The sequence below is a fragment of the Ruegeria sp. BHSC029 genome (assembly GCF_059613085.1).
In genome coordinates this window covers 203,047-225,546 of sequence record NZ_JBXWRU010000004.1, presented here as the reverse complement: position 1 = coordinate 225,546, position 22,500 = coordinate 203,047, and the positions used below count along the sequence as shown (strand labels likewise).

27 protein-coding genes, 1 tRNA gene and 1 riboswitch are annotated in these 22,500 nt (G+C 63.2%); of the genes, 15 read left to right on the top strand and 13 right to left on the bottom strand.

Features of this window, described 5'->3' with window-relative positions; translation table 11 throughout:
- Positions 1–6: 6 nt before the first annotated feature.
- From AC2FML_RS11165 to petA, 6 genes are all read right to left on the bottom strand, one after another.
- Entirely contained in the window at positions 7–528 is a 522-nt protein-coding gene (locus AC2FML_RS11165; RefSeq protein ID WP_496783156.1) for a helix-turn-helix transcriptional regulator, read from the bottom strand.
- Positions 525–1,100, bottom strand: a complete 576-nt coding sequence (locus tag AC2FML_RS11160; protein WP_496783154.1) for a cytochrome b/b6 domain-containing protein — start codon at positions 1,098–1,100, stop codon at positions 525–527. The genes AC2FML_RS11165 and AC2FML_RS11160 overlap by 4 nt, the downstream gene beginning before the upstream one ends.
- Positions 1,101–1,106: 6 nt before the next feature.
- Positions 1,107–1,358 carry a PepSY domain-containing protein gene (locus AC2FML_RS11155; protein ID WP_170361314.1) on the bottom strand — a complete coding sequence of 84 codons (252 nt, stop codon included), beginning with the start codon at positions 1,356–1,358 and terminating at the stop codon, positions 1,107–1,109.
- 208 nt (positions 1,359–1,566) lie between these two features.
- On the bottom strand, positions 1,567–2,352 hold the full coding sequence (locus tag AC2FML_RS11150; protein ID WP_170373199.1) for a cytochrome c1: 786 nt from the start codon (positions 2,350–2,352) through the stop codon (positions 1,567–1,569).
- Positions 2,353–2,370: 18 nt separating this feature from the next.
- Complete coding sequence (gene petB / locus AC2FML_RS11145) at positions 2,371–3,702, bottom strand: cytochrome b (RefSeq protein WP_093964026.1); 1,332 nt, start codon at positions 3,700–3,702, stop codon at positions 2,371–2,373.
- 12 nt (positions 3,703–3,714) lie between these two features.
- Complete coding sequence (gene petA / locus AC2FML_RS11140) at positions 3,715–4,275, bottom strand: ubiquinol-cytochrome c reductase iron-sulfur subunit (RefSeq protein WP_093964025.1); 561 nt, start codon at positions 4,273–4,275, stop codon at positions 3,715–3,717.
- 473 nt (positions 4,276–4,748) lie between these two features.
- Here petA and AC2FML_RS11135 point away from each other — a divergent pair, with 473 nt between their 5' ends.
- Positions 4,749–5,192 (top strand): c-type cytochrome, encoded by a 444-nt coding sequence (locus tag AC2FML_RS11135; RefSeq protein ID WP_480633782.1) that lies wholly within the window; start codon positions 4,749–4,751, stop codon positions 5,190–5,192.
- A gap of 17 nt (positions 5,193–5,209) precedes the next feature.
- On the opposite strand, the gene AC2FML_RS11130 is transcribed toward AC2FML_RS11135, so the two are convergent.
- A complete protein-coding gene (locus tag AC2FML_RS11130; protein WP_170391320.1) occupies positions 5,210–5,824 on the bottom strand; it encodes an FMN-binding negative transcriptional regulator in 615 nt (204 codons plus the stop codon).
- Between the two features lie 54 nt (positions 5,825–5,878).
- Positions 5,879–6,033: riboswitch (FMN riboswitch) on the top strand.
- Positions 6,034–6,150: 117 nt separating this feature from the next.
- Between AC2FML_RS11130 and AC2FML_RS11125 the strand changes: the two genes are divergently transcribed.
- The 5 genes from AC2FML_RS11125 to cobO all read left to right on the top strand — a co-directional run bounded on the left by AC2FML_RS11125 (position 6,151) and on the right by cobO (position 10,068).
- Positions 6,151–6,591, top strand: coding sequence for a 6,7-dimethyl-8-ribityllumazine synthase (locus tag AC2FML_RS11125; protein WP_170457124.1), 441 nt, complete (start codon positions 6,151–6,153; stop codon positions 6,589–6,591).
- Between the two features lie 94 nt (positions 6,592–6,685).
- On the top strand, positions 6,686–7,786 hold the full coding sequence (aroC, locus tag AC2FML_RS11120; protein ID WP_496783151.1) for a chorismate synthase: 1,101 nt from the start codon (positions 6,686–6,688) through the stop codon (positions 7,784–7,786).
- Positions 7,770–8,444, top strand: a complete 675-nt coding sequence (locus AC2FML_RS11115; RefSeq protein ID WP_170373195.1) for an HD domain-containing protein — start codon at positions 7,770–7,772, stop codon at positions 8,442–8,444. The genes aroC and AC2FML_RS11115 overlap by 17 nt, the downstream gene beginning before the upstream one ends.
- A gap of 32 nt (positions 8,445–8,476) precedes the next feature.
- On the top strand, positions 8,477–9,412 hold the full coding sequence (locus AC2FML_RS11110) for a DMT family transporter (protein ID WP_496783148.1): 936 nt from the start codon (positions 8,477–8,479) through the stop codon (positions 9,410–9,412).
- 56 nt (positions 9,413–9,468) lie between these two features.
- Positions 9,469–10,068 carry a cob(I)yrinic acid a,c-diamide adenosyltransferase gene (cobO, locus tag AC2FML_RS11105; RefSeq protein ID WP_170342842.1) on the top strand — a complete coding sequence of 200 codons (600 nt, stop codon included), beginning with the start codon at positions 9,469–9,471 and terminating at the stop codon, positions 10,066–10,068.
- A gap of 4 nt (positions 10,069–10,072) precedes the next feature.
- Here the strand turns inward: cobO and AC2FML_RS11100 are convergent, their stop codons facing one another.
- The 4 genes from AC2FML_RS11100 to AC2FML_RS11085 form a co-directional block, all read right to left on the bottom strand.
- Positions 10,073–10,279: a hypothetical protein gene (locus AC2FML_RS11100; RefSeq protein WP_093964018.1), complete on the bottom strand. Its 207-nt coding sequence runs from the start codon at positions 10,277–10,279 to the stop codon at positions 10,073–10,075.
- 186 nt (positions 10,280–10,465) lie between these two features.
- Positions 10,466–10,831, bottom strand: a complete 366-nt coding sequence (locus AC2FML_RS11095; protein ID WP_170342836.1) for a hypothetical protein — start codon at positions 10,829–10,831, stop codon at positions 10,466–10,468.
- Positions 10,832–10,940: 109 nt separating this feature from the next.
- On the bottom strand, positions 10,941–11,891 hold the full coding sequence (locus AC2FML_RS11090) for an AraC family transcriptional regulator (protein ID WP_170364029.1): 951 nt from the start codon (positions 11,889–11,891) through the stop codon (positions 10,941–10,943).
- A 108-nt stretch (positions 11,892–11,999) separates the two neighbouring features.
- Entirely contained in the window at positions 12,000–12,866 is an 867-nt protein-coding gene (locus tag AC2FML_RS11085) for a branched-chain amino acid aminotransferase (protein ID WP_093964015.1), read from the bottom strand.
- Positions 12,867–13,024: 158 nt separating this feature from the next.
- Here AC2FML_RS11085 and AC2FML_RS11080 point away from each other — a divergent pair, with 158 nt between their 5' ends.
- The 8 genes from AC2FML_RS11080 (at position 13,025) to AC2FML_RS11045 (ending at position 20,234) form a co-directional block, all read left to right on the top strand.
- Complete coding sequence (locus tag AC2FML_RS11080) at positions 13,025–13,537, top strand: MarR family winged helix-turn-helix transcriptional regulator (protein WP_149774163.1); 513 nt, start codon at positions 13,025–13,027, stop codon at positions 13,535–13,537.
- The gene (locus AC2FML_RS11075; RefSeq protein WP_093964013.1) at positions 13,534–14,235 is read left to right on the top strand and encodes a response regulator; all 702 of its coding nucleotides are present in this window, start codon (positions 13,534–13,536) and stop codon (positions 14,233–14,235) included. Before AC2FML_RS11080 ends, AC2FML_RS11075 begins: the two co-directional genes overlap by 4 nt.
- Before the next feature lie 71 nt (positions 14,236–14,306).
- Positions 14,307–15,233, top strand: a complete 927-nt coding sequence (locus AC2FML_RS11070) for a histone deacetylase family protein (RefSeq protein WP_496783145.1) — start codon at positions 14,307–14,309, stop codon at positions 15,231–15,233.
- Positions 15,230–15,472: an exodeoxyribonuclease VII small subunit gene (locus AC2FML_RS11065; RefSeq protein WP_005979588.1), complete on the top strand. Its 243-nt coding sequence runs from the start codon at positions 15,230–15,232 to the stop codon at positions 15,470–15,472. Before AC2FML_RS11070 ends, AC2FML_RS11065 begins: the two co-directional genes overlap by 4 nt.
- A complete protein-coding gene (locus AC2FML_RS11060) occupies positions 15,472–16,338 on the top strand; it encodes a polyprenyl synthetase family protein (protein WP_496783143.1) in 867 nt (288 codons plus the stop codon). Before AC2FML_RS11065 ends, AC2FML_RS11060 begins: the two co-directional genes overlap by 1 nt.
- A gap of 15 nt (positions 16,339–16,353) precedes the next feature.
- The gene (gene dxs, locus AC2FML_RS11055) at positions 16,354–18,282 is read left to right on the top strand and encodes a 1-deoxy-D-xylulose-5-phosphate synthase (RefSeq protein ID WP_496783141.1); all 1,929 of its coding nucleotides are present in this window, start codon (positions 16,354–16,356) and stop codon (positions 18,280–18,282) included.
- 196 nt (positions 18,283–18,478) lie between these two features.
- Positions 18,479–18,554, top strand: a tRNA-Thr gene (locus AC2FML_RS11050).
- Between the two features lie 135 nt (positions 18,555–18,689).
- Positions 18,690–20,234, top strand: coding sequence for a cryptochrome/photolyase family protein (locus AC2FML_RS11045; protein WP_496783139.1), 1,545 nt, complete (start codon positions 18,690–18,692; stop codon positions 20,232–20,234).
- Here the strand turns inward: AC2FML_RS11045 and AC2FML_RS11040 are convergent.
- Together AC2FML_RS11040 and AC2FML_RS11035 are read right to left on the bottom strand one after the other, a co-directional pair.
- Positions 20,231–20,383, bottom strand: a complete 153-nt coding sequence (locus AC2FML_RS11040; RefSeq protein ID WP_217353607.1) for a DUF2256 domain-containing protein — start codon at positions 20,381–20,383, stop codon at positions 20,231–20,233. The two genes, AC2FML_RS11045 and AC2FML_RS11040, sit on opposite strands and share 4 nt — an antisense overlap.
- Positions 20,384–20,389: 6 nt before the next feature.
- A complete protein-coding gene (locus tag AC2FML_RS11035) occupies positions 20,390–21,901 on the bottom strand; it encodes an FAD-binding domain-containing protein (protein ID WP_496783138.1) in 1,512 nt (503 codons plus the stop codon).
- A 289-nt stretch (positions 21,902–22,190) separates the two neighbouring features.
- Between AC2FML_RS11035 and AC2FML_RS11030 the strand changes: the two genes are divergently transcribed.
- Positions 22,191–22,499, top strand: coding sequence for a hypothetical protein (locus AC2FML_RS11030; protein ID WP_496783137.1), 309 nt, complete (start codon positions 22,191–22,193; stop codon positions 22,497–22,499).
- Position 22,500 lies beyond the last annotated feature (1 nt).

Below are 22,500 nucleotides of genomic sequence, written 5' to 3'. Positions count from 1 at the left end.
CGTCCCTCAGGCCGGACCGTCGCTTGCCAGAAGCTCTTCCATGAAAACGCTGATCAGTTGGGCGCGTCCGTCCACGCCGGCTTTTCCATAGATCGAAGCCGACTGCGCGCGTACGGTACCCACGGCACGGCCTCGGATCCGGGCGATATTCTCATTGTCGACGCCTTTGAGGACCAACAGGCCCACTTCGCGCTCGGCGCTGGTCAGGCCCCAGCGGGTAAAGAAAGTGTCGATCACGGCGCTCATTTCTCCCTGCGCCGCGCGCAGTCCTTGTTTTGCCTGGTCCATTCGCGCCAGCAATCGGCGCAGCTCGAGCATGAAGAACAGGACGCCAAGGCAAAGGACGGTCGCGACCAGGGATTCCAAAACGAGATGTGCTAGGGGCTCGCTGCCATCGAGGTCCAGAATGGCGTCGCCCATGTAGAATGCGGCGCATAGACCCTGAACCACGATCATCGCCGCCATCAGAACGGCCCGGCGTGCATCCGCATCGCCGGACCGCAGGTTTTCGGTGATCCATTTGATCATTTGGTCGACCAGCCATCAGGAATATTCTTGTCTCCTGATACCATGGCTTTGACCACAGCGACACCGGTTCGACGTTGGTCCAAAAGCACGCCAAGCACGTGCAGAAGAACGCTGAGCATCAGCCAGTTGAACGCCAGCTCGTGCGCATCCTCGACCCAACCCACCCCGAAGAAGGCCGCGGTACCCATCATGATGCCTGTGGCGCAGATGACGCCCACCGTCATCCAGATGTTGTAAACCATCAGCGCGCCCAGAGGATTGTGCGACAGGTGAACCGACCGGTCGCCCCGGACGGTGTCACGCACATGTCGGACCGCAGCATTCGGGCTGAACGGAAATGCCGAGAACCTGGCCGGTGCCGGCCCAAGGACGCCCCAGGCCAAGCGCAGCAGAACCAGCCCGAGCACGGCATAACCGACATATTCATGCAGCAGCCCCTCGGGGTCGCTCACAGCGGCGTTGAGCAGAATGCCCAGAACCACCGACCAGTGGATCAGGCGGACCAGCGGGTCCCAGACCCGGATGGTGCGGGCGCCCTCGCGCCCGCTCTCGTACTGGATTGACTCGGACATTGCCGGTCACTTGTCCTCGATATTTTGGATCTTGCCGGACGCGGGGTCCACATAGACCTCGGCCATCTGTCCGTCTTTCACGACATAGGCCTCGATTTCACCGTCCTCCATTTCGATCTTGCGCACGTCATAGCCAAGCTCGGTCAGAGCGGTGCGCACCTCGGTCTCTGTCTTGCCCAGTTCCGTATCCGGCACCAGGTCCAGAGCCAGAACCGGAGTGGCCACAAGCAACGCGGCTGCAAGTATGGGTAGTTTCATGTCGGGTCTCCTCGGTTTCGATCTTGCGTCAGACCGCCTGACGCTGTCGAAAACCTGAGCAGCCGACCCCGCCGGCGCCATGCGCATTCCGCTTAAAAGCTGTGAATAAGCCCGCGCTGATGCCCGGTTCGGCGAACTTCCGACCCCCAAAAAGAAAAAACCCCGCGCCATGCGCGGGGTTGTCTTGCTTTTGCAGGTGACCTTCAGGTCAGACCGACTTTTTGCCTTTGACCGGCGCCCACAGGCGCTTGTTCACCAGGTAGAGAAGCACCGACATGATGGTCAGGAACAGAACCCCGACAAAGCCCGAGGCCTTGCGATCCATCATTTTTGGTTCGGCGGCCCACATCAGGAACGCTGCGACGTCCTGGGACATGGCCTCGACGGTGTTTTCGTGTCCGTCGGCAAACTCGACCTGTTCGTCAGACAACGGCGGGCCCATCGAAATCCAGCCGCCCGGGAAGGCGGTGTTTTCGTACAGGATCGTGCCGGCCTCTTCTTTTTCCTTGCCGGTATAGCCGTCCAGCAGCGAGGCGATGTATTCAGCGCCACCCATGCCTTTGACCAGCTGGTTGATCCCCAGACCGTAGGGGCCGTGGAAGCCTGCACGTGCCTTGGCCATCAGGCTCAGGTCAGGTGCGCCCACGGCATCGTTGGCCGGGAAGTGATCGGTCGGCCTAGCCGGGCGGAAATCGTCCAGCTCGGGATCGAACACCTCGAACGAGCCGGCGGCATAAGCGATGACTTCTTCTTCCGAGTAGCCCAGCGCCGTGAGGTCGCGCAGCGGTACATATTTCAGACCATGGCAGGCCGCGCAAACCTCGGTATAGATCTGCAGGCCGCGCTGAAGCTGGTTCTGATCGTAAGCGCCAAAGGGCCCTTCGAACGAGAAGTCGAAGTCCTCGATATGCTGCTCGCCGCCTCCGGCTGCGGATACCGCAGCAGGAGCAAAGGCGATGGCAAACGCGGCACCGATTGCAAGTTTCTTGAACATGGTTTCCGGTCCCTCTTCTTACTCGGCCGGCGTGGCGTCGGCGTCAGCCTTGCCATAATGCGCGTTGAAGTCTTCTTCGATGGTTTCCGGCTGGGCATCGGGCTTTTCGATGACACCCAAGATCGGCAGGATCACGAAGAAATAGGCGAACCAGTAGGCGGACGCGATCAGCGAGAAAGTCGCATAGGGCTCTTCCGCCGGCATCGCACCCAGCCACATCAGGGCAAAGAAGTCGATGACCAGCAGGTAGAACCACCATTTGAACATCGGGCGGTACTTGCCCGAACGCACGGTCGAAGTGTCCAGCCACGGCGCCAGCGCCATTGCCAGGATTGCACCGAACATCGCCAGAACACCAAAGAACTTGGCGTCGATGATGCCACCGGTAATGAAGCTGGCGAACTGCACGACCCAGACTTCGCTAGTGAAGGCACGCAGGATCGCGTAGAACGGCAGGAAGTACCATTCGGGCACGATGTGCGCGGGCGTGACCAGCGGGTTGGCTTCGATGTAGTTGTCCGGGTGGCCCAAGTAGTTCGGCATGAAGCCGACGATTGCCCAGAACACGACCAGGATGACGGCCAGCGCGAACAGGTCCTTGATCACGAAATAGGGCCAGAATGGCAGCGTGTCTTTCTCGGCCTCGGCTTTCGACGTGCGGCGAACTTCAACACCCGTGGGGTTGTTGTTGCCGGTGGTGTGGAAGGCCCAGATATGCACGATGACCAGCCCTGCGATGATGAAGGGCAGCAGATAGTGCAGCGAGAAGAAGCGGTTCAGCGTCGCGTTGTCGACGGCCGGTCCGCCCAGCAGCCAGGTCTGGATCGCTTCGCCCACGAAGGGGATCGCGCCGAACAGGCCGGTGATCACGGTGGCGCCCCAGAAGGACATCTGACCCCAAGGCAGAACATAACCCATGAAGGCGGTGCCCATCATCATCAGGTAGATCAGCATGCCGATGATCCAGGTCACTTCGCGCGGCGCCTTGTACGAACCGTAGAACAGGCCGCGGAAGATATGGATATAGACCGCCACGAAGAACAGCGACGCGCCGTTCATGTGCAGGTACCGCAGCATGTAGCCGCCGTTTACGTTGCGCATGATGTGCTCGACGCTGGCAAAGGCCAGATCGACATGCGGGGTATAGTGCATCACTAGAACGATGCCGGTGACGATCTGCAACGCCAGGCAGAAGGTCAGGACGATGCCCCAGATCCACATCCAGTTCAGGTTCTTCGGGGTGGGGATCATCAAAGTGTCGTATAGAAGGCCGACGATGGGCAGACGGCTGTTCAGCCACTTCTCGCCGTTGGTCTTCGGTTCATAGTGATCGTGCGGGATACCGGACATGAGCGCGTCTCCTTAACCCAGCTTGATGGTGGTTTCGTCGAGGAACTCGGCGACCGGGATATGCAGGTTTTCCGGAGCGGGACCTTTGCGGATACGGCCCGCCGTATCGTAGTGCGATCCGTGGCACGGGCAGAACCACCCGTGAAAATCACCAGCGCCGTCGCCCAGAGGAACGCAGCCCAGATGGGTGCAGACGCCCATCATCACCAGCCATTCGCCGGCTTCGTCCAGCGTCCGGTTTTCATCGGTCGCGGGCAGGTTCGGCTTGTTTTCGTTCCGGTCGTTCTGATCCGGCAGATCCTCCAGCGGCACTTCGCGGCCCCAGTTGATCTCTTCTTCGGTACGGCGACGAATGAAGACGGGCTTGCCCAGCCACTTGACCGTGATCTGGGTGCCGATCTCGACGCCGCTGACGTCCACGCGGATCGAGGACAGCGCCTGAACGTCTGCCGAGGGGTTCATTTGGTTGACCAGGGGCCACACGGCGGCTCCCGTTGCAACGACACCTGCGCCGCCGGCGGCGTAGTAGAGGAAATCTCTGCGGGTGCCTTCGTGGTCTTCTGCGTGGGACACGAGGTTTTCTCCGATTCCAGCGCCCGGCTACGGGCAAACATGCATCAGCACCGCATCAAAGCGGCGTCTCATCGCGGGTATCTAGCTGGCGGAAATCGGTTCGTCCAGCGGTCATAGGCGCGCACTACGCCGCATCTGGGCATTCATGTCACAATGAAGGGGTCATTTTTCAAGAACTTCCTCGGATGTTGCGAAAATCGCCGTTCGAAGGCGCGAATCACTTCGCAGGTGATTCTCTGACCCTTCGCCACGGCTGTCGCCCCTGGCCCGGCCGAGCACCTGTTCACTCGGGTACCCGGCACGAGGCAAACATGACAGCAACCGGACCGCGCGGATTCGGGCCCAGAGAACTCATGTAAACTTCTATTCTGAAATTATTTTTTCGGTTGCGCTGCGGTGAATTTCCCGGTTGCGACCCCGGGGTTTTTCAAGCAAAGGCGGCGGGCGCGCGACCGACCTGAATGAGGACCCAAATGACTTTGTTAAAAAATTCCATTCTGCTGCTCGCGTTCGCCGCCGCACACCACGCCGCCGCCGAAGGCGACGCCGCGCGCGGCGAGAAACTCTACAACCGCTGCTCGTCCTGTCACGCCATCATCAAGGATGGCGAGGTTCTGATCAAAGGCGGCATCACCGGCCCGAATCTCTATGGTGTGGTCGGCAGGGCCGCCGGAACCGAAAACGACTATCTGAACGGCAGTGAACGGCTGCCCATCGGCATGTTCACCGATGACATGATCCGCGCCGGTGAAAACGGCCTGGTCTGGACGCAGGAAAATATCGCCGCCTACGCCCGCGACCCGATCGGGTTCATTCAGGACTTCCTGAATGACGACACCGCCCGCCCGAACATGAGCGTCAAGCTGAAGACAGGCGCCGAGGATATCGCCGCCTATCTGGCTACGTTCACCGACTGAACCCAACCCGGCGCCAGTCAACTGTCCCGCATCAGGGCGGCCAGTTGACCAAGCTCGGTGCCGATCCCGGACTGCTCGACATTCTCGGCCGCGGCCAGTCGCGCCGCCTCGGGCTTGTTCTGGTTCAGTTTCCAGGTGCCGTCGATCTGGGTGATCTGCATGCGGCAGGGCACGATCATGCGCATCATCCGCTCCAGCGCCGCCGGGTCCATCTTGTCGGCGCGCCAGGGCGGTTTGGGTTGCAGCCGCTGCTCAAAAAAGGCCGATTGCCGATCCAGAAGATCGCGCAGCCGGTCCTGGGGCTGCAATTCCAGCCGGCCTGTCAGGTGGACCGCCACATAGTTCCATGTGGGCACCTGATCCGCGACCCCGTACCAATCGGGCGAGACATAGCCGTCGGGCCCCTGAACCGCGATCCGCGCCTCCTGCGGGTTGGCCAGCGCCCGCACGATCGGGTTCGAACGCACCAGATGCAGTTCGGCCACCGCGCCGTCCTCGGACAGCAGAAAGGGCACATGGCTGATCAATGGCGGGCCGTCGACCGACAGCGCCAGTACGCCGAATCCCCGGCTGCGGGCAAACTCCACATGGCGCGCGCGGTCCTCGGCGCGAAAGGCTGGGTTGGGGTGCATGACCGTCCTCCTGCAGACAGGTCTTGCAGATCGCGCGCACGCTTGGCAAGGTCGCGCCGTTCTCAGGGCGGGGCGGAATTCCCCACCGGCGGTATGCGGGCCCAGACCCGCCAGCCCGCGAGCGGCTCTGTCATTCAACCGACAGAGTGTCAGCAGATCTGGTGAGAGGCCAGAGCCGACGGTTAAAGTCCGGATGAAAGAGAACGAGCAGCGCGCCTCGCCAAGGGCGCGTCTGTCCGTGATCGCCTTGGGTGACGTGTCATGCCGCGCTGGCCGCGAAACCCTTCGCACCCGCCAGCAGGCCACCAAGCTGAAAGGAGATCACGATGACACACACCCGCTATGCTTTCGTCAAAGCCAACTGGCATGCCGATATCGTCGACCGCGCGCTGGACGGTTTTCTGGAGTTGATCCCCGCCGATCAGGTCGATGTGTTCGACGTGCCGGGCGCGTTCGAGATGCCCCTGCTGGCCCGCGACTTGGCCCAAACGGGCCGCTATGCCGCCGTGGCCTGCGCAGCCTTTGTCGTCGATGGCGGCATCTACCGGCACGATTTCGTGGCGCAGGCCGTGGTTGACGGGCTGATGCGCACGGGGCTGGAAACCGGAGTACCGGTCCTGTCGGTGTCGCTGACGCCACACCAGTACCAGGAAACCGACCATCACAACGCCATCTACCGCGCACATTTCGTGGAAAAGGGGCGCGAAGCGGCCCGGGCGGCGCTGAAAATCGTCGAAACCCGCGCCGCACTGACCCGTGCGGCCTAGGCACACCGGGTTGGGGCAGCGATGCCCCAACCGCAAATCCGCTTGAGGCGGCAGGCTCTCGCCGTTAATCACGACCCTCAAAGGAGCACGCCCCATGTCGATGAACAGCTTTGGACACCTTTTCCGCGTCACCACCTGGGGCGAAAGCCACGGCCCCGCGCTGGGCGCCACGGTGGATGGCTGCCCGCCCGGCGTTCCGATCGACGAGGGCATGATCCAGCACTGGCTGGACAAGCGCAAACCGGGGCAGAACAAGTTCACCACCCAGCGGCGCGAGCCCGATAAGGTGAAAATCCTGTCAGGCGTGTTCGAGGGCCAGACAACCGGCACCCCGGTCCAGCTGATGATCGAGAACACCGATCAACGCTCGAAGGACTACGGGGACATCATGGACAAGTTCCGCCCCGGCCATGCCGACATTACCTATTGGCAGAAATACGGCATCCGCGACTATCGCGGCGGCGGGCGCAGCTCGGCCCGGGAAACGGCGGCGCGGGTGGCTGCGGGCGGGCTGGCGCGCGAGGCGATCAAACAGATCGCGCCCAATGTCCAGATCACCGGCTACATGACCCAGATCGGCCCGCACCGGATCGACCGGGCCAACTTTGACTGGGCGCAGATCGAACAGAACCCGTTCTGGACCCCGGATGCACAAGCCGCCGAGGACTGGGCGGCCTATCTGGACGATCTGCGCAAATCCGGCAACTCGGTCGGCGCGGTGGTCGAAGTGGTGGCGCGCGGCGTCCCCGCCGGATTGGGCGCGCCGGTCTATGGCAAGCTCGACACCGATCTGGCCGCGGCGATGATGTCGATCAACGCCGTCAAGGGCGTCGAGATCGGCGAAGGCATGGCCGCCGCCGAACTGACCGGCGAGGCCAATGCCGACGAGATTTTCATGGGTCAGGACGGCCCGCAATACAGCTCGAACCACGCGGGCGGCATTTTGGGTGGCATCTCGACCGGGCAGGACATCGTAGTGCGGTTCGCGGTCAAGCCCACCTCGTCGATCCTGACCACGCGCAAGACCATCACCAAGTCGGGCGAAGAGACCGAGATCATCACCAAGGGCCGCCACGACCCCTGCGTCGGCATCCGCGCCGTGCCGGTGGGCGAGGCGATGATGGCCTGCGTGATCCTGGACCACCTGCTGCTGCATCGGGGCCAGATCGGTGAGAACCGTGGACGGATTGGCTGAGCTGCGCGACCGCCTACGCGCGGTCGTCGCGCAGCGGATGATCACCGACCCGGCCCATGACCTGGCCCATCTGGACCGTGTCTGGGTCAATGCCCGCGCGATCGCCGATGCGCAAACCGACAGGACCGTGCTGCTGGCGGCCTGCTATCTGCACGATCTGGTCAACCTGCCCAAGAACGACCCCGACCGACACCTGGCCTCGCGCCGGTCGGCCGAGGAGTCCGAGCCTGTTCTGCGGGAACTGGGCCTGAGCGATGCCCAGATCGCCGCCACGCGCCACGCGATCGAGGCGCACAGTTTTTCCGCCAACATCCCGCCCGAGACGCCCGAGGCGCGCATCCTGCGCGATGCCGACCGGTTGGATGCGCTGGGCGCCATCGGGATCGCGCGGAATTTCTCGGTGTCCGGCGCTTTGGGGCGGACGCTCTATGATCCGGCCGATCCGTTCGCATCGCACCGGCCGCTGGACGATCTGCACTATTCCATCGACCACTGGAAGGTGAAGCTGCTGGCCCTGCCCGACGACATGCTGACCGAAGCCGGACGGCAGATCGCTCAGCAACGGGTCCGGCGCATGATCCGGTTTCTGACCGAATTTGCCGAAGAGATCGGCAGCCCCCTGCCCGACAGCTGGACACGCCCCAATCCGACCCGTTGATCTTTGCCGCGCAAAGGCGCAGGGTCGCGCCGATGGCCCAATCCCTGACCTCTCATCGCCCCGTGCTGGCCGTGACGCTGAAACTCAGCGCGCTGTTCCTGTTCACGGCGATGTCGGCGCTGGTCAAGGCGCTGTCGGCGGATTTCCCGCCAGGCCAGATGGTGTTTTTCCGTTCGCTTTTCGCGGTGCCGGTGATCGTGGCCTGGCTGATCTCGCGCGGGGAACTGGCGCAGGGCTTTGTCGTCAGGAAACCCATGGGCCATTTCTGGCGCGGGGTGCTGGGCACCACCGCCATGGGCCTGACCTTCACCGGGCTCAGCCTTCTGCCGCTGCCCGAGGTTACGGCGATCGGCTATGCCACTCCGATCTTCACCCTGATCCTGGCGGCGCTGCTGCTGGGCGAGCGCATCCGCCTGATCCGCATCGGCGCAGTGGCGATCGGGCTCTTGGGCGTGCTGATCATGATCTGGCCCCGGCTGGGCTCGGCCGATCTGGGTACCGGCGCCACGATCGGCGCGCTGTGCGTGCTGGGCGCGACCGTGGCCCGTGGCTTCGTGCAGATCCACATCCGGCAACTGGTTCAGGTCGATCACCCCGCCGCGATCGTCTTTTATTTCTCGATGACCGCCACGCTGCTGTCAGCGCTGACCGTGTTCTGGGGCTGGACCATGCCGACCCTGAACCAGCTGCTGATCCTGATTGCGATGGGGCTGATCGGCGGCGTCGCGCAGATTCTGGTGACCTCGTCCTACCGGTTCGGGCAGGCCTCGATGCTGGCGCCCTATGACTATACGTCGATGCTGTTTGCGATCTTCATCGGCTATGTCTGGTTCGACGAACTGCCGACCCTGGCGATCCTGCTGGGGGCGGCACTGGTGATCGCCGGCAATGCGGTGGTGATCTGGCGCGAACACCAGCTGGGTCTGGAACGCGGCAAAGCGCGGTCGCTGACCGATCACAAACCCTGACTTTACCTTTCGCGCCCATCGCCTAGGTTGGCGCGGACAATCAACGAGGTTTTGCCATGAGCGACGCACAGGACCACAAACAGAAGATGCAACAGGTGCAGGCCCAGCACCGCAAGAAAGTGTCCGAGGCCGTGGATCCCGGCCGCGGGCTGGTGCTGATCAACACCGGCAAGGGCAAGGGCAAATCCTCGGCCGCGTTCGGCGTGGTGATTCGCGCATTGGGCTGGGGCCAGAAGGTCGCCGTGGTGCAGTTCATCAAGGGCAAATGGAAGACTGGCGAGCGGCGGTTCTTCGAAGAGCGCGATCTGGTCACCTGGCACACGATGGGCGAAGGCTTCACCTGGGACACCCAGGACCGCGACCGCGACATCACCGCCGCCACCGCCGCCTTCGACAAGGCGCGCGACCTGATGGCCAGCGGCGACTATGACCTTGTGGTGCTGGACGAGATCAACATCGCCCTGCGCTATGAATACCTGTCGGTGGACGCAGTGATCGAGGGGCTGAAGGCCCGCTCGGACCGGACCAGCGTGTTCCTGACCGGGCGCGACGCGCCGCAGGCGCTGCGCGACTATGCCGATCTGGTCACCGAAATGACCGAGGAAAAGCACCCGTTTCAGGCCGGCATCAAGGCCCAGCGCGGCGTCGATTTCTGATCGGTCAACGCGGGACGGCACCACTTGCCGGTGCCGCCGGCGTGCTCTGCGGGACAGTGGCGATCCGGGCGTCCGCAACCCCGGCCGCCCGGTCACAGCGTCCGTCCTGGCATTTGCAGTCCAGGTAGGCCACCAGGTCGCCATCGGCGCAGCACCCGCTGCCAAGGGGCAGGTCTGAACTGGACAGAAGTTCAAGTATCGGGTCGCGCATCGCGTGGCCTTTCCGAAATCGTTTCCGAGACGGTGGCGCGCCCTCGCGGGTGTACGGCTTGGCGTGCAGGCCGTCTCGGAATCAAAGGCTTGATACCGGGGTATCTGGCGTTGGGCTAAAACTGACAATTTCTGTCGGACTTTTCAAGACCAAAATTCGCCCCGGCCAAATGGCCGGAGCAAGGGGTCAGGCGGTGGCTGTCTGGTCGGGCGCGCTGAGCGAGATTACGGCCACCACGGCGGCGCCATTCAGCCAGTAGTAGACCGCATCCAGACCGGTGAAGCCGAACAGGCTGGGCGCGAACAGGAAGGTGAGCCCCACCAGCAGATCGACGGCCAGGTGAAACCTGTAGGGCAGCACGCGCCAGACGCCCAGGTGATGATCCGTCAGCACCGTCAGCATGAAAGCCGCCACGCCGGTGGCCACCGAGAGCCACAGCGCAATCGGGTTCGACGCGCCCAGTCCCAGAAGAAATGGCAACCCCATCAGGGCCAGGGCAACCGGGTAGTCCAGATAGGCATGAATGGTGCGGGTAACGAAACGCAGAGACATGATGTTTCCTTTCCTTGATTGAGGACGGATCAAGGATATGTTCGCCAGCCCGAACGTAGCAGCCCAGATCGTTTGGAATACCTTGCAGATCGTCCGCCAGTTTGCCGGATCAGTGCATCGCCCTGTAGGCGGCTGGAGACAGGCCGATCTGCTTCTTGAACACCCGCGAAAACGCCGCCTCGGAGGCATAGCCGACCTGAGCCGCCGCGTCGGCCACGTTCCAGCGGCTTTCGATCAGTCCGTGGCAGGCGATCTGCATACGCCAGTCGGTCAGGTATTGCATGGGCGTGGCGCCCATCTTCTGGGTGAACAGCTGTGCGAAGGTCGTGCGCGACATGCCGGCTTCACGCGCCAGCGATGCCACGCTCCACTCGCGGGCCGGGTCGCGGTGAAAGGCGCCCAGCGCGCGTGATATACGTGGATCGGCGAAGCCCGACAGGGCCGCATCGGTGGGGCTTTGATGTTCCAGATAGGCGCGGATCGCCTGGGCGAACAGAACCTCAGACAGTTTCAGCGCGATCAGGTCCCCGCCGATCCGGGCACCCGCAACCTCGGATTCGATCATCCGCAGCGTCGCCTCGATCCAGGCCCCGGCGGATTCGCCGTAATTCTCGATCAGGATATAGGGCGGCAGACGGTCGATCAGCATATGCCCTGTGCCGCGCCGCCCGGCCGGACCGGCAAACGAGAAATGCCCGCAGATCAGTTGGGTGTCACGGTCCTGCTCGGCTCCGCCATAGACCAGCACACCGTCACCTTTGTAGCCGGCCCGGTCCAGAACCTGCTCCAGCGGCAGAGCATCCACGGGCCGGACCTCGTTGCACAGCAGCGCATGTGCGGCCCCGTGCGGGATCAGGATCAGATCCCCCTGCCGCAACCGCAGGGTCTCGCCGGTGGTGGACACATGCACCTTCAGCTCTCCGCGCTGGACGAAGTGAAACCGGGCGACGTTTTCGAATGCAGGCACCTGCACGCCGAAGGGCGGCGTGAACGAGGTCCGGAAATACAGGGTGCCCCGCAAAGACAGGCGCGTCAGGATATCGCTGAGCAGGTCCAACATGCGCCAAGGATACGGATTCGCACCCGATCGTCCAGCGCAGCGGACGATCTGCAACAAACCCCGGACGGGCGGCAAGGCCGGTCGGCCACCGCCCGAGCGGATGTCGGATCAGCTGCGAACCAGCTGTTCGTAATCGTTGGCGATCTCACGGGTCAGGTCGCCGACCTCGAAGGTATACTCACCGATCTGGCCCACCGGCGTGACCTCGGCCGCGGTGCCGGTCAGCCAGCACTGTTCGAATTCGGCCATCTCCTCGGGCAGGATGTGGCGTTCGTGTACGGTGATGCCTTTGTCTTTCAGCATCTGGATCACCGTCTGGCGGGTAATCCCGTTCAGGAAGCAGTCGGCCAGCGGTGTATGCACTTCGCCATCCTTGACGAAGAATACGTTGGCACCGGTCGCCTCGGCCACATAGCCGCGGTAATCCATGAACAAGGCATCCGAACAGCCCTTGGCCTCGGCCTTGTGCTTGGAGATGGTGCAGATCATGTACAGCCCCGCCGCCTTGGCATGGACCGGGATGGTTTCCGGGCTGGGCCGCTTCCATTCAGCGATGTCCAGCTTGGCGCCCTGCATCTTGGCGTCGCCGTAATAGGCGCCCCAGGGCCAGACCGCGATGGCCATGCGCACCGGGTTGCGCGCCGAGGCCACGCCCATGTCCTCGCCCGAACCGCGCCAGACCAGCGCGCGCACATATGCGTCCTTGAGGCCGCTTTTCTCGAGCGTTTCGGCCTTGGCCGCCTCGATCTGATCGACCGTGTAGGGCATCGGCATGTCCAGCGCCTCGGCCGACTTGATCAACCGCTCGGAATGTTCGCGGCTTTTGAAAATCTTGCCGTTATAGGCGCGTTCGCCCTCGAAGACCGAGCTGGCATAGTGCATCGCATGGGTCAGGACATGCACCTTGGCGTCGCGCCAGGGCACAAATTCGCCATCCATCCAGATGACACCGTCACGATCGTCATATCCCGCCATCCGAAACCTCCTGACTCGGGCCACATTTCCGATTGTTGCGCTACTTAGGTCCGACCCGGACACAAAATTGCGCAAAAACTGCGATTCGATACCTGTCCGCCCTTGGAATGTCAATAACGCTGACTTAAAGTCGGGGCGTGTAACGAATGAGGCCCGATATGTCCGAGATCCGCCCCGCCCCGGTCTTTGGCGGAGAAAGCCTGTTGTTTCTGACGGATGAACAGCTTCGCCAGGGGATCGAGGCGATGTTCTTCGCCTATCGTGGCTTTACCGCCGACCCCGACCGCATCCTAAGCGAAATGGCCTATGGCCGGGCGCATCACCGGGCGATCCATTTCATCAACCGTGCGCCTGGCACCACGGTGAACAACCTGCTGGCGATTCTGGGGGTGACCAAGCAATCGCTGAACCGGGTGCTGCGCACGCTGATCGACGACGGCCTGGTCGAGAGCCGGGTCGGCACCGTCGACAAGCGCGAACGCCACCTGTACCTGACCGAAAAGGGCAAGGCGCTGGAAGCGCAGCTGTCGGACGCCCAGCGCGCCCGGATGCGTGCGGCCTACAAGGATGCCGGCCCCGAGGCGGTTGCCGGGTTCCGCAAAGTTCTTGAAGCGATGATGGATGCTGATATGCGTCGGGCTTATGTGAAACTGCGGGATTCAACTTCATGAGCGATGTGGACGCCCATCTTCTGATCGTCGATGACGATGAACGCATCCGCGATCTGCTCAAGAAATTCTTGATGCGCAGCGGATTTCTGGTGACGGCGGCGCGTGATGCCGCCCATGCGCGGCGGGTCCTGTCAGGGCTGGATTTCGACCTGATCGTGATGGACGTGATGATGCCGGGCGAGGATGGCGTCAGCCTGACCCGGGCCCTGCGCGAGACGCATGACACGCCGATCCTGCTGCTGACGGCACGCGGCGAGACCGAGCACCGGATCGCCGGGTTGGAAGCCGGGGCCGATGATTACCTGGCCAAGCCGTTCGAGCCCAAGGAACTGCTGCTGCGGATCAACGCGATCCTGCGGCGGATGCCGGAAACCACGGCGCAGGATACGGCCGCCAAGATCCTGCATTTGGGGCCGATCCGCTATGACATCGAACGCGGCGAGATGTGGCAGGGCGAAGAACCGGTGCGGCTGACCGCCACCGAAAGCCAGTTGATGAAGATCTTCTCGGCCCAACCGGGCGAGCCGATCAGCCGGTCGAAGCTGGTCGAGGATCTGGGGCGCGACAAGGGGCAGGCGCAGGAACGTGCGGTGGACGTGCAGATCACGCGCCTGCGCCGCAAGATCGAGCAGGACCCGAAGCAGCCGCGCTATCTGCAGACGGTTCGGGGCGCGGGCTATATGCTGGCGCCGGATTGATTTTGCCGCTGCGCGGCGTTTTCTTGCCTTCGGCGAGGATATTTTTGGCCAGATGAAGTTGGGGGAGTTTCATGAAGACCGCTGTTTTGACGCATGCCGACTGTCTGGGTCATGTCACCCCTGAGGGGCACCCCGAGCGGGTGGCCCGGCTGGAACATATCCTGCATGCGCTGGAGCCGCTGGACCTGCAGCGGGTTTCCGCGCCGCTCGCGGCGGATGACGATCTGCTGCGCATCCATCCCGAGAGTTACATCCGCGAAATCCGTGACAGCCGCCCGACTGAGGGGTTCCGCCAGATCGACGGGGATACGTTCATGTCACCCGGCTCGGTCGATGCGGCCTATCGGGCGGCGGGGGCCGTTGTGCGGGCGGTGGACATGGTGCTGGGCGGTGAGGCGCCGAATGCGTTCTGCGCCATACGGCCGCCGGGCCATCACGCCGAACGGGAAACCGCCATGGGGTTCTGCCTGTTCGGCAATGCTGCTCTGGCAGCGAAACATGCGCTGGATCATCACGGGCTGGCTCGGGTCGCGGTGGTGGATTTCGACGTGCATCACGGCAATGGCACGCAGGATCTGCTGTGGGACGAGGCCCGGGCGTTGGTGATCACCAGCCAGCAGATGCCGCTGTGGCCGGGCTCGGGACGGCCGGATGAGACCGGTGAGCACGACACCATCGTGAACATCCCGCTGGCCCCCGATACCGGCGGGGCCGAGATGCGCGCGGCCTACGAGGCGCAGGCCTTTCCTCGGCTGCGCGCGTTCAGGCCCGAGCTGATCGTCATCTCGGCCGGGTTCGACGCGCATCAGGACGATCCGCTGGCCAATCTGAACTGGTCCACCGACGACTTCGCCTGGATCACCGCGCAGCTGTGCCGGATCGCCGATGAGCTGTGTGGGGGCCGTATCGTCTCGACTCTGGAAGGCGGGTATGATCTGAACGCACTGGCCAAGGCCACACGCGCCCATGTTGAAGAACTGATGAAGGCAGCCAGATGACCGAGACCCCCGTTGAACAGATGACATTCGAACAGGCGATGAAAGAGCTGGAGGCCGTGGTCGGCCAGCTGGAGCGCGGCGACGTGGCGCTGGACCAGTCGATCGCCCTGTACGAGCGCGGCGCCAAGCTGAAGAAACGCTGCGAGGACGAGTTGAAGCGCGCCGAGGAGAAAGTGGCCGCCATCACGCTGGATGCCGATGGGCAGCCCACCGGGACGACCCCTGTCGAAGGTCTGTAATGTTTTCCGCAAGGCTGGTGCAGGATGCTGCGCTGATCCAGGCGCAGTTCGATCTGGTTCTTGGCGCGCTGGACGATGTCGACGTCACCCGCGCGATGGCCTATGCCACGCAGGGCGGCAAACGGCTGCGCGGATTTCTGGTGCTGGAAAGCGCTCGGCTGCACGGGATGGACGAGACCTGCGCGATCTGGCCCGCGACCGGGATCGAGGCGCTGCACGCCTACAGCCTGGTACACGACGACCTGCCCTGCATGGACGATGACGATCTGCGGCGCGGTCGTCCGACCGTGCACAAGCAATGGAACGACGGCATCGCGGTTCTGGCTGGCGACGCTTTGCAGGCGCTGGCATTTGAACTTTGCACCCGGCCCGAGGTCGGATCTTCAGACGTTCGGGCGGAACTGGCGCTGACCCTCGCCCAAGCCAGCGGCGCGCAAGGCATGGTTCTGGGTCAGGCGTTGGACATCGCGGCCGAAACTGCCGAACAACCTTTGACCCTGCCGGAAATCACGCATCTTCAGGCCGGCAAGACCGGGGCGCTGATCGAATGGTCGGCGTGCGCCGGTGCTGTTCTGTCGGAGGCTGATCCGGCCCCATTGCGCCAATATGCCCGTGCGCTGGGTCTTGCCTTTCAGATCGCCGACGACATCCTTGATGTGGAAGGTGACAGCGAAAAGGCGGGCAAACGGTTGCAGAAGGATGCACAGGCGGGAAAGGCGACATTCGTGTCCCTGCTGGGCCTCGACGCCGCCAAGGCCCGCGCGACCGAGCTGATCGATCAGGCCTGCGCCGCGTTGGATGGGTACGGAGCACGGGCCGAAACCTTGAAGGACGCCGCCCGCTTCGTTATTGCGCGTGAAAGCTGAACCGTAAGGGATGCCATGTCAGACCGTCCGAACACCCCGCTTCTGGACCTTGTGAACCGCCCGGCGGATCTCAAGCAGTTTTCGGACGCGCAGCTGCATCAGCTGGCGAACGAGTTGCGGGCCGAGACGATCTCGGCCGTTTCGGTGACCGGCGGGCATCTGGGCGCGGGGCTGGGCGTGGTCGAACTGACCGTGGCCCTGCACGCGGTGTTCGACACACCGCGCGACAAGATCATCTGGGATGTCGGGCACCAGTGCTATCCCCACAAGATCCTGACCGAGCGGCGCGACCGCATCCGCACCCTGCGCCAGAAGGGCGGCCTCAGCGGGTTCACCAAACGCAGCGAAAGCCCCTATGACCCGTTCGGCGCGGCGCACAGTTCGACCTCGATCAGCGCGGCGCTGGGCTTTGCCGTGGCCCGCGACCTGGGCGGGGTCACGCCCGAGGGGCTGGGCGACGCGATCGCGGTGATCGGCGACGGATCGATGTCGGCCGGCATGGCCTTCGAGGCGATGAACAACGCCGGCCACCTGAAAAAACGCCTGATCGTGATCCTGAACGACAACGAGATGAGCATTGCCCCGCCCGTGGGTGCTCTGTCGAACTATCTTTCGCGCATATATGCCGAAGAGCCGTTCCACGATCTGAAGGCCGCCGCCAAGGGGGCGGTGTCGCTGCTGCCCGAACCGTTCCGCGAAGGCGCCAAGCGCGCCAAGGAAATGCTCAAGGGCATGGCCGTGGGCGGCACGCTGTTCGAAGAGCTGGGATTCTCCTATGTCGGCCCGATCGACGGGCATGACCTGGACCAATTGCTGCCGGTGCTGCGCACGGTCAAAGCGCGGGCGACCGGGCCGATCCTGATCCACGCGCTGACCAAAAAGGGCAAGGGCTATGCCCCGGCCGAACAGGCCCGCGACAAGGGCCATGCCACCGCCAAATTCGACGTGGTGACCGGCAAGCAGCAGAAGGCGCCGTCGAACGCGCCATCCTACACCTCGGTCTTCGGCAAGACCCTGGTGGACGAGGCCAGCCGCGACGACAAGATCGTGGCGGTGACCGCGGCGATGCCCGACGGCACCGGGCTGAACCTGTTCGCCGAACGCTACCCGTCGCGCTGTTTCGACGTGGCGATTGCCGAGCAGCACGGGGTCACTTTCTCGGCCGCGCTGGCGGCGGGTGGGATGAAGCCGTTCTGCGCGATGTATTCCACGTTTTTGCAGCGCGGCTATGACCAGGTGGTGCACGACGTGGCGATCCAGCGCCTGCCAGTGCGCTTTGCCATCGACCGCGCGGGGCTGGTGGGAGCTGATGGCGCGACTCATGCCGGGTCGTTCGACATCGCCTACCTGTCCAACCTGCCGGGCATGGTGGTGATGGCCGCCGCCGACGAGGCCGAGCTGGTGCACATGGTCGCCACCGCCGCCGCCTATGACGACGGCCCCATCGCATTCCGCTATCCGCGGGGCGAAGGCGTGGGCGTCGATCTGCCCGAACGTGGACAGGTTCTGGGAATCGGCAAGGGCCGCCTGATCCAGTCGGGGGCGCGGGTGGCGATCCTGTCCTTCGGCACGCGCCTGGCCGAGGTGCAGAAGGCCGCCGAATCGCTGGCCGCACGCGGCATCACCCCCACCATCGCCGACGCCCGGTTCGCCAAGCCGCTGGACCGCGACCTGATCCTGGACCTGGCCGCCAACCACGAGGCGCTGATCACCATCGAAGAAGGCGCCATCGGCGGGTTCGGCAGCCACGTGGCACAACTGCTGGCGGATGAGGGCGTGTTCGACCGCGGACTGAAATACCGCTCGATGGTTCTTCCGGACATTTTCATCGACCAGGCCAGCCCCGCCGACATGTACGCGGTCGCAGGCATGAACGCCGAAAATATCGAAGCCAAGGTGCTTGCCGTACTGGGCATCGCATCAATCGGCGAAAAACGCGCCTGATCCCGACCGGATCGTCGGCTGCCCTCAGCCAGAGCGGCACTCGGGTCGAACGACGGGTGAACAAGGCCAGTCGCCCACCAGCAAAACCTCACATCGGGGTCAACAACCGGTCTTGCCTACGCCCGTTGGACGGTTTAAACGATCCTTCGCACCGCATACCGCGCCCCCACCGGCACGGGTGCGCGTCGAAAAATGGGCCGCTGTAGCTCAGCTGGTAGAGCACGTCATTCGTAATGATGGGGTCGGGGGTTCGAGTCCCTTCAGCGGCACCATAGCTTCTCGGAACAGACTTCGGTGGTTTGCCGCCAGTTTTCCCGTCTGTTGCTTAGGTTCTTCAATTTATCTGCCGTGCAGCCTTTCCGGAAGTTTGGGTTGCTCATCCGCGTGGCGGCCCTAACTCGACGGAAATGACGCAGTCAAACGAACGCTCCCACAGCCGACTGATCTTGGTGCTGGGCGACCAACTGAGCCAAGACTTAAGCGCCTTGAGTCAGGCGGAGAAGGCGCGCGACACGGTTTTGATGGCCGAAGTCGCGGACGAGGCGGGATATGTTCCGCATCACAAAAAGAAGATCGCGTTTGTCTTTTCGGCGATGCGCCATTTCGCAGATGAGCTCGGTGCGGCGGGGTGGCAGGTTCGCTATGTCAAACTGGATGACCCTGACAATACCGGCTCCATCACAGGCGAGATCGCGCGGTCCATCGCGGATCTGTCTATTGAGAGCGTTCAGGTGACCGAGCCCGGCGAGTACCGGCTGAAAACCGCCTTGCTGGAATGGGCGGACCAGAGCCAAGCCGATCTACATATGCTGGAAGATGACCGGTTTGTCGCCACGCATCAGGAGTTCCGCAATTGGGCGGACGGACGCAAGCAGTTGCGGATGGAATATTTCTATCGCGAGATGCGGCGCAAAACGGGGCTGTTGATGAACGGCGACCAACCCGAAGACGGGCGCTGGAACTTTGATGCGGAAAACCGCAAGCCCGCCACTGCCGATCTGTTCATGCCCCGACCGCCCCGATCCGACCCGGATGACATCACCACCGAGGTTCTGAGCCTTATCGAAACCCGGTTTGGCGACAACTTCGGACAGCTGCGCCCGTTCTGGTTCGCGGTGACCCGCGCCGGCGCGCTCGAGGCGCTGGACCATTTCGTGGGACACGCTCTGCCTCTGTTCGGGGACCATCAGGACGCAATGCTACAGGCAGAACCGTTCCTCTATCACTCGGTCCTGTCGCATTACCTGAACGCGGGTCTGCTGGGGCCGATGGAGATCTGCCGACAGGTCGAGCGTGCCTACTATGAAGGCCGCGCGCCTTTGAATGCGGTCGAGGGCTTTATCCGTCAGATCATCGGCTGGCGAGAATATGTTCGGGGCCTCTATTGGTTGAACATGCCCGGGTACACGGAACGCAACCACTTCGGGGCAACCCGCCCGCTGCCGGATTTCTACTGGACGGCCAAAACGGAAATGGCCTGCATGGCGGCCGCAATCGGGCAGACGCGCGACTACGCCTATGCCCACCATATCCAGCGCCTGATGGTGACTGGCAATTTCGCGATGCTGGCCGGGGTCGATCCGCACGAAGTCCACGAGTGGTACCTGGCGGTTTACGCCGATGCGTATGAATGGGTCGAGGCCCCCAACGTGATCGGAATGAGCCAATTCGCCGATGGCGGATTGCTTGGGTCAAAACCCTACGCAGCAAGCGGAAACTACATCAACAAGATGTCGGATCACTGTTCGCATTGCCGCTATGACGTGAAACGCAAGTTCGGTGCGAATGCCTGCCCTTTCAATCCACTGTATTGGGATTTCCTAGCACGCAACGCCGACAAGCTGCGTGGCAATCCCAGGTTGGGCCATGCCTACCGAACCTGGGACCGGATGGACCCCAAAAAACAGGCCCAATACCGCGACAGCGCGCGCGAGATACTCGACAGCCTCTAGCGTTGGCCGGTCGAAGACGATCGGGCTCGGCGGCAACGCTGCGAGCAGTGGCGGACCTCGTCCCAGACCTTGGCCCATTTTCGCCGCCAGGTGAAAGGGCGCCCGCATGTGGCGCAGGTTTTCGTCGGAAGATCCGACTTTTTCCGCATCCGCATCTAGTCCCCCAGATCCAATGACAATTGCGCCGGGTTGCGGGTGACCGCACGGCTGTTTCCTTTCCGCAAACGCCCCTTGCGGCTGCCATGCCGGGCCAAGACCTTCGCAGCCTCGTCCCGGAATCCTTCCCCGCGCCGCACCGCCCAGATCCGATCCCGGGCGAACCGGGCCGCCGCGACGTGATCGACGATGGGCATCGGGTAGCGTTTGCCCAGCACGACACCTGCGTTCTCGGCCTTCCACGGCTCTTGCAGATGGCGATCCGGGATATTCGCCAATTCCGGCAACCAACGGCGGGTAAAGGTCCCGGTCGGGTCCTGATCATGGCCCTGCTTTACCGGGTTGTAGATCCGCAGCGCGTTGATACCCGTGGTGCCGGCCTGCATCTGCACCTGGCTCCAGTGGATGCCCGGTTCGTAATCGGTGAACAGGCGGGCGAGAACCTCACCTGGCGCGCGCCAGTCAAGCCACAGGTGATAGCTGGCCGTCGCCATCACCATCGCGCGCATTCGAAAGTTGAGCCACCCCGTTGCCCGCAAGTACCGCATGCATGCGTCAACAAATGGCAGGCCGGTCTCACCGCTGGCCCAGGCCTCCAGCCGATGCGAATCCGGGGCCGAGGGGCGGATCCCGTCATAGGCGCGATGCACGTTCTGGAACTCGATCCGGGGGTCATCCTCCAGTTTCTGGATAAAATGGCAGTGCCAATGCAGCCGGCCTTCGAACGAGGACATCGCCCCCCGCCACTGTTTGTCGGAGGTGTGGCTCAACGCTTTTTGCCGCGCCCGTGTGGCCTGCATCACCTCGCGCATCGACAGCGTTCCCCATGCCAGATGCGGGGACAGGCGCGAACACGCGTGTTCCCCCAGCTGAGGTGAGGACATCGCGCTGCGATAGGTCCGGGCGCGCGCGCTCAGGAATGTGGTCAACCGGTCCGACGCCGCCGTGTGGCCGCCCGACTGGCGCCGTGGACATGGGTCCGGGTGCAACCCCAATTCCGTGCTGGACGGGATCCCACCCGGGTCCATCGGGATGGGCCGCAATATGGGTGCGGGCGTGATCGGTTCGCTCATGAAGCGATCCCACTCTTTGGCCCAGCCATCGCGCGACGCCAGACGGCGGCGAACCCCGTGATTGCGCGGCTGGTGCCAGGGAATACCCCGGGTTCGGCACCAGGACGCCACGCGTTTGTCCCGCTGAAAGGTCCAGTCGTTTCCCGTTTCTTCATGCGACCACAGGGCCGTGAGGTCGAACCTGTGCGCAAGATCGTCCAGGACCGACAGCATCTCGCCCGTCCGTACGATCAGGGGCTGGCCCAATTCCGCAAGCTGACTGCGCAGCTCGACCAGGGTTTCGCGGATGAACGCCCATTGGCGAGCGGACATGTCGGGTTGACGCCAAAGATCGGGTTCAACCACGTAAAGCGGCACCAGCGCCCCCCGCTGTGCCGCATGAGCCAGGGCACGATTGTCCTGCACCCTGAGATCCCTCTTGAACCAAACGATCTGCAAAACCGTTCTCCGAACCAAATCTGGGCAATAGCTAGTCTGGTCCGGCCAGCCCTCAACCGGGTTCAATACGCCCCGGTAGGACCAGGACGCAAATAGCGCGCGGAACCGGTTCCGTCATGACCCGTTGCGACCGAAGCCTGTCGGGAAATGGGCAGGCCAGTTCACAAAGCGCTGCCTTGACGGGCGCTTTTTCGGTTGCAATGATCAAAACATGGGCGCTTTGAAAACTATTTTCGTTTCAGCACTATGCACTTTCTCATCCATCGGATTGCTTCATGCTGAAACCGACATGGTCAAATCGTTTGCCGGCTGCGCCGGGCGTTTTTCGGCCGAGATGGAGCATGCCTGGCTTCTGAACGACCCCAAGGCGCAGGACTATGAGTTGCTTCGCGGCGGTTTCGTGTCCTTGCTTGAGGCGACCGTGACTGCAGAGGAGGCCGAACTGGTCCTGAGCCACCAGGTGAACTCAAAACACGCCCATGCGCGCTTGCTCCATACGGCGACCTTTGGCTCGGACATCACGGCGGCCAGCGCCGCGCGGCAGACGGCCAGCGACCTTCTGGATCAGTGCAGCCTGCTGATACTGGGCGGCGTCTGAG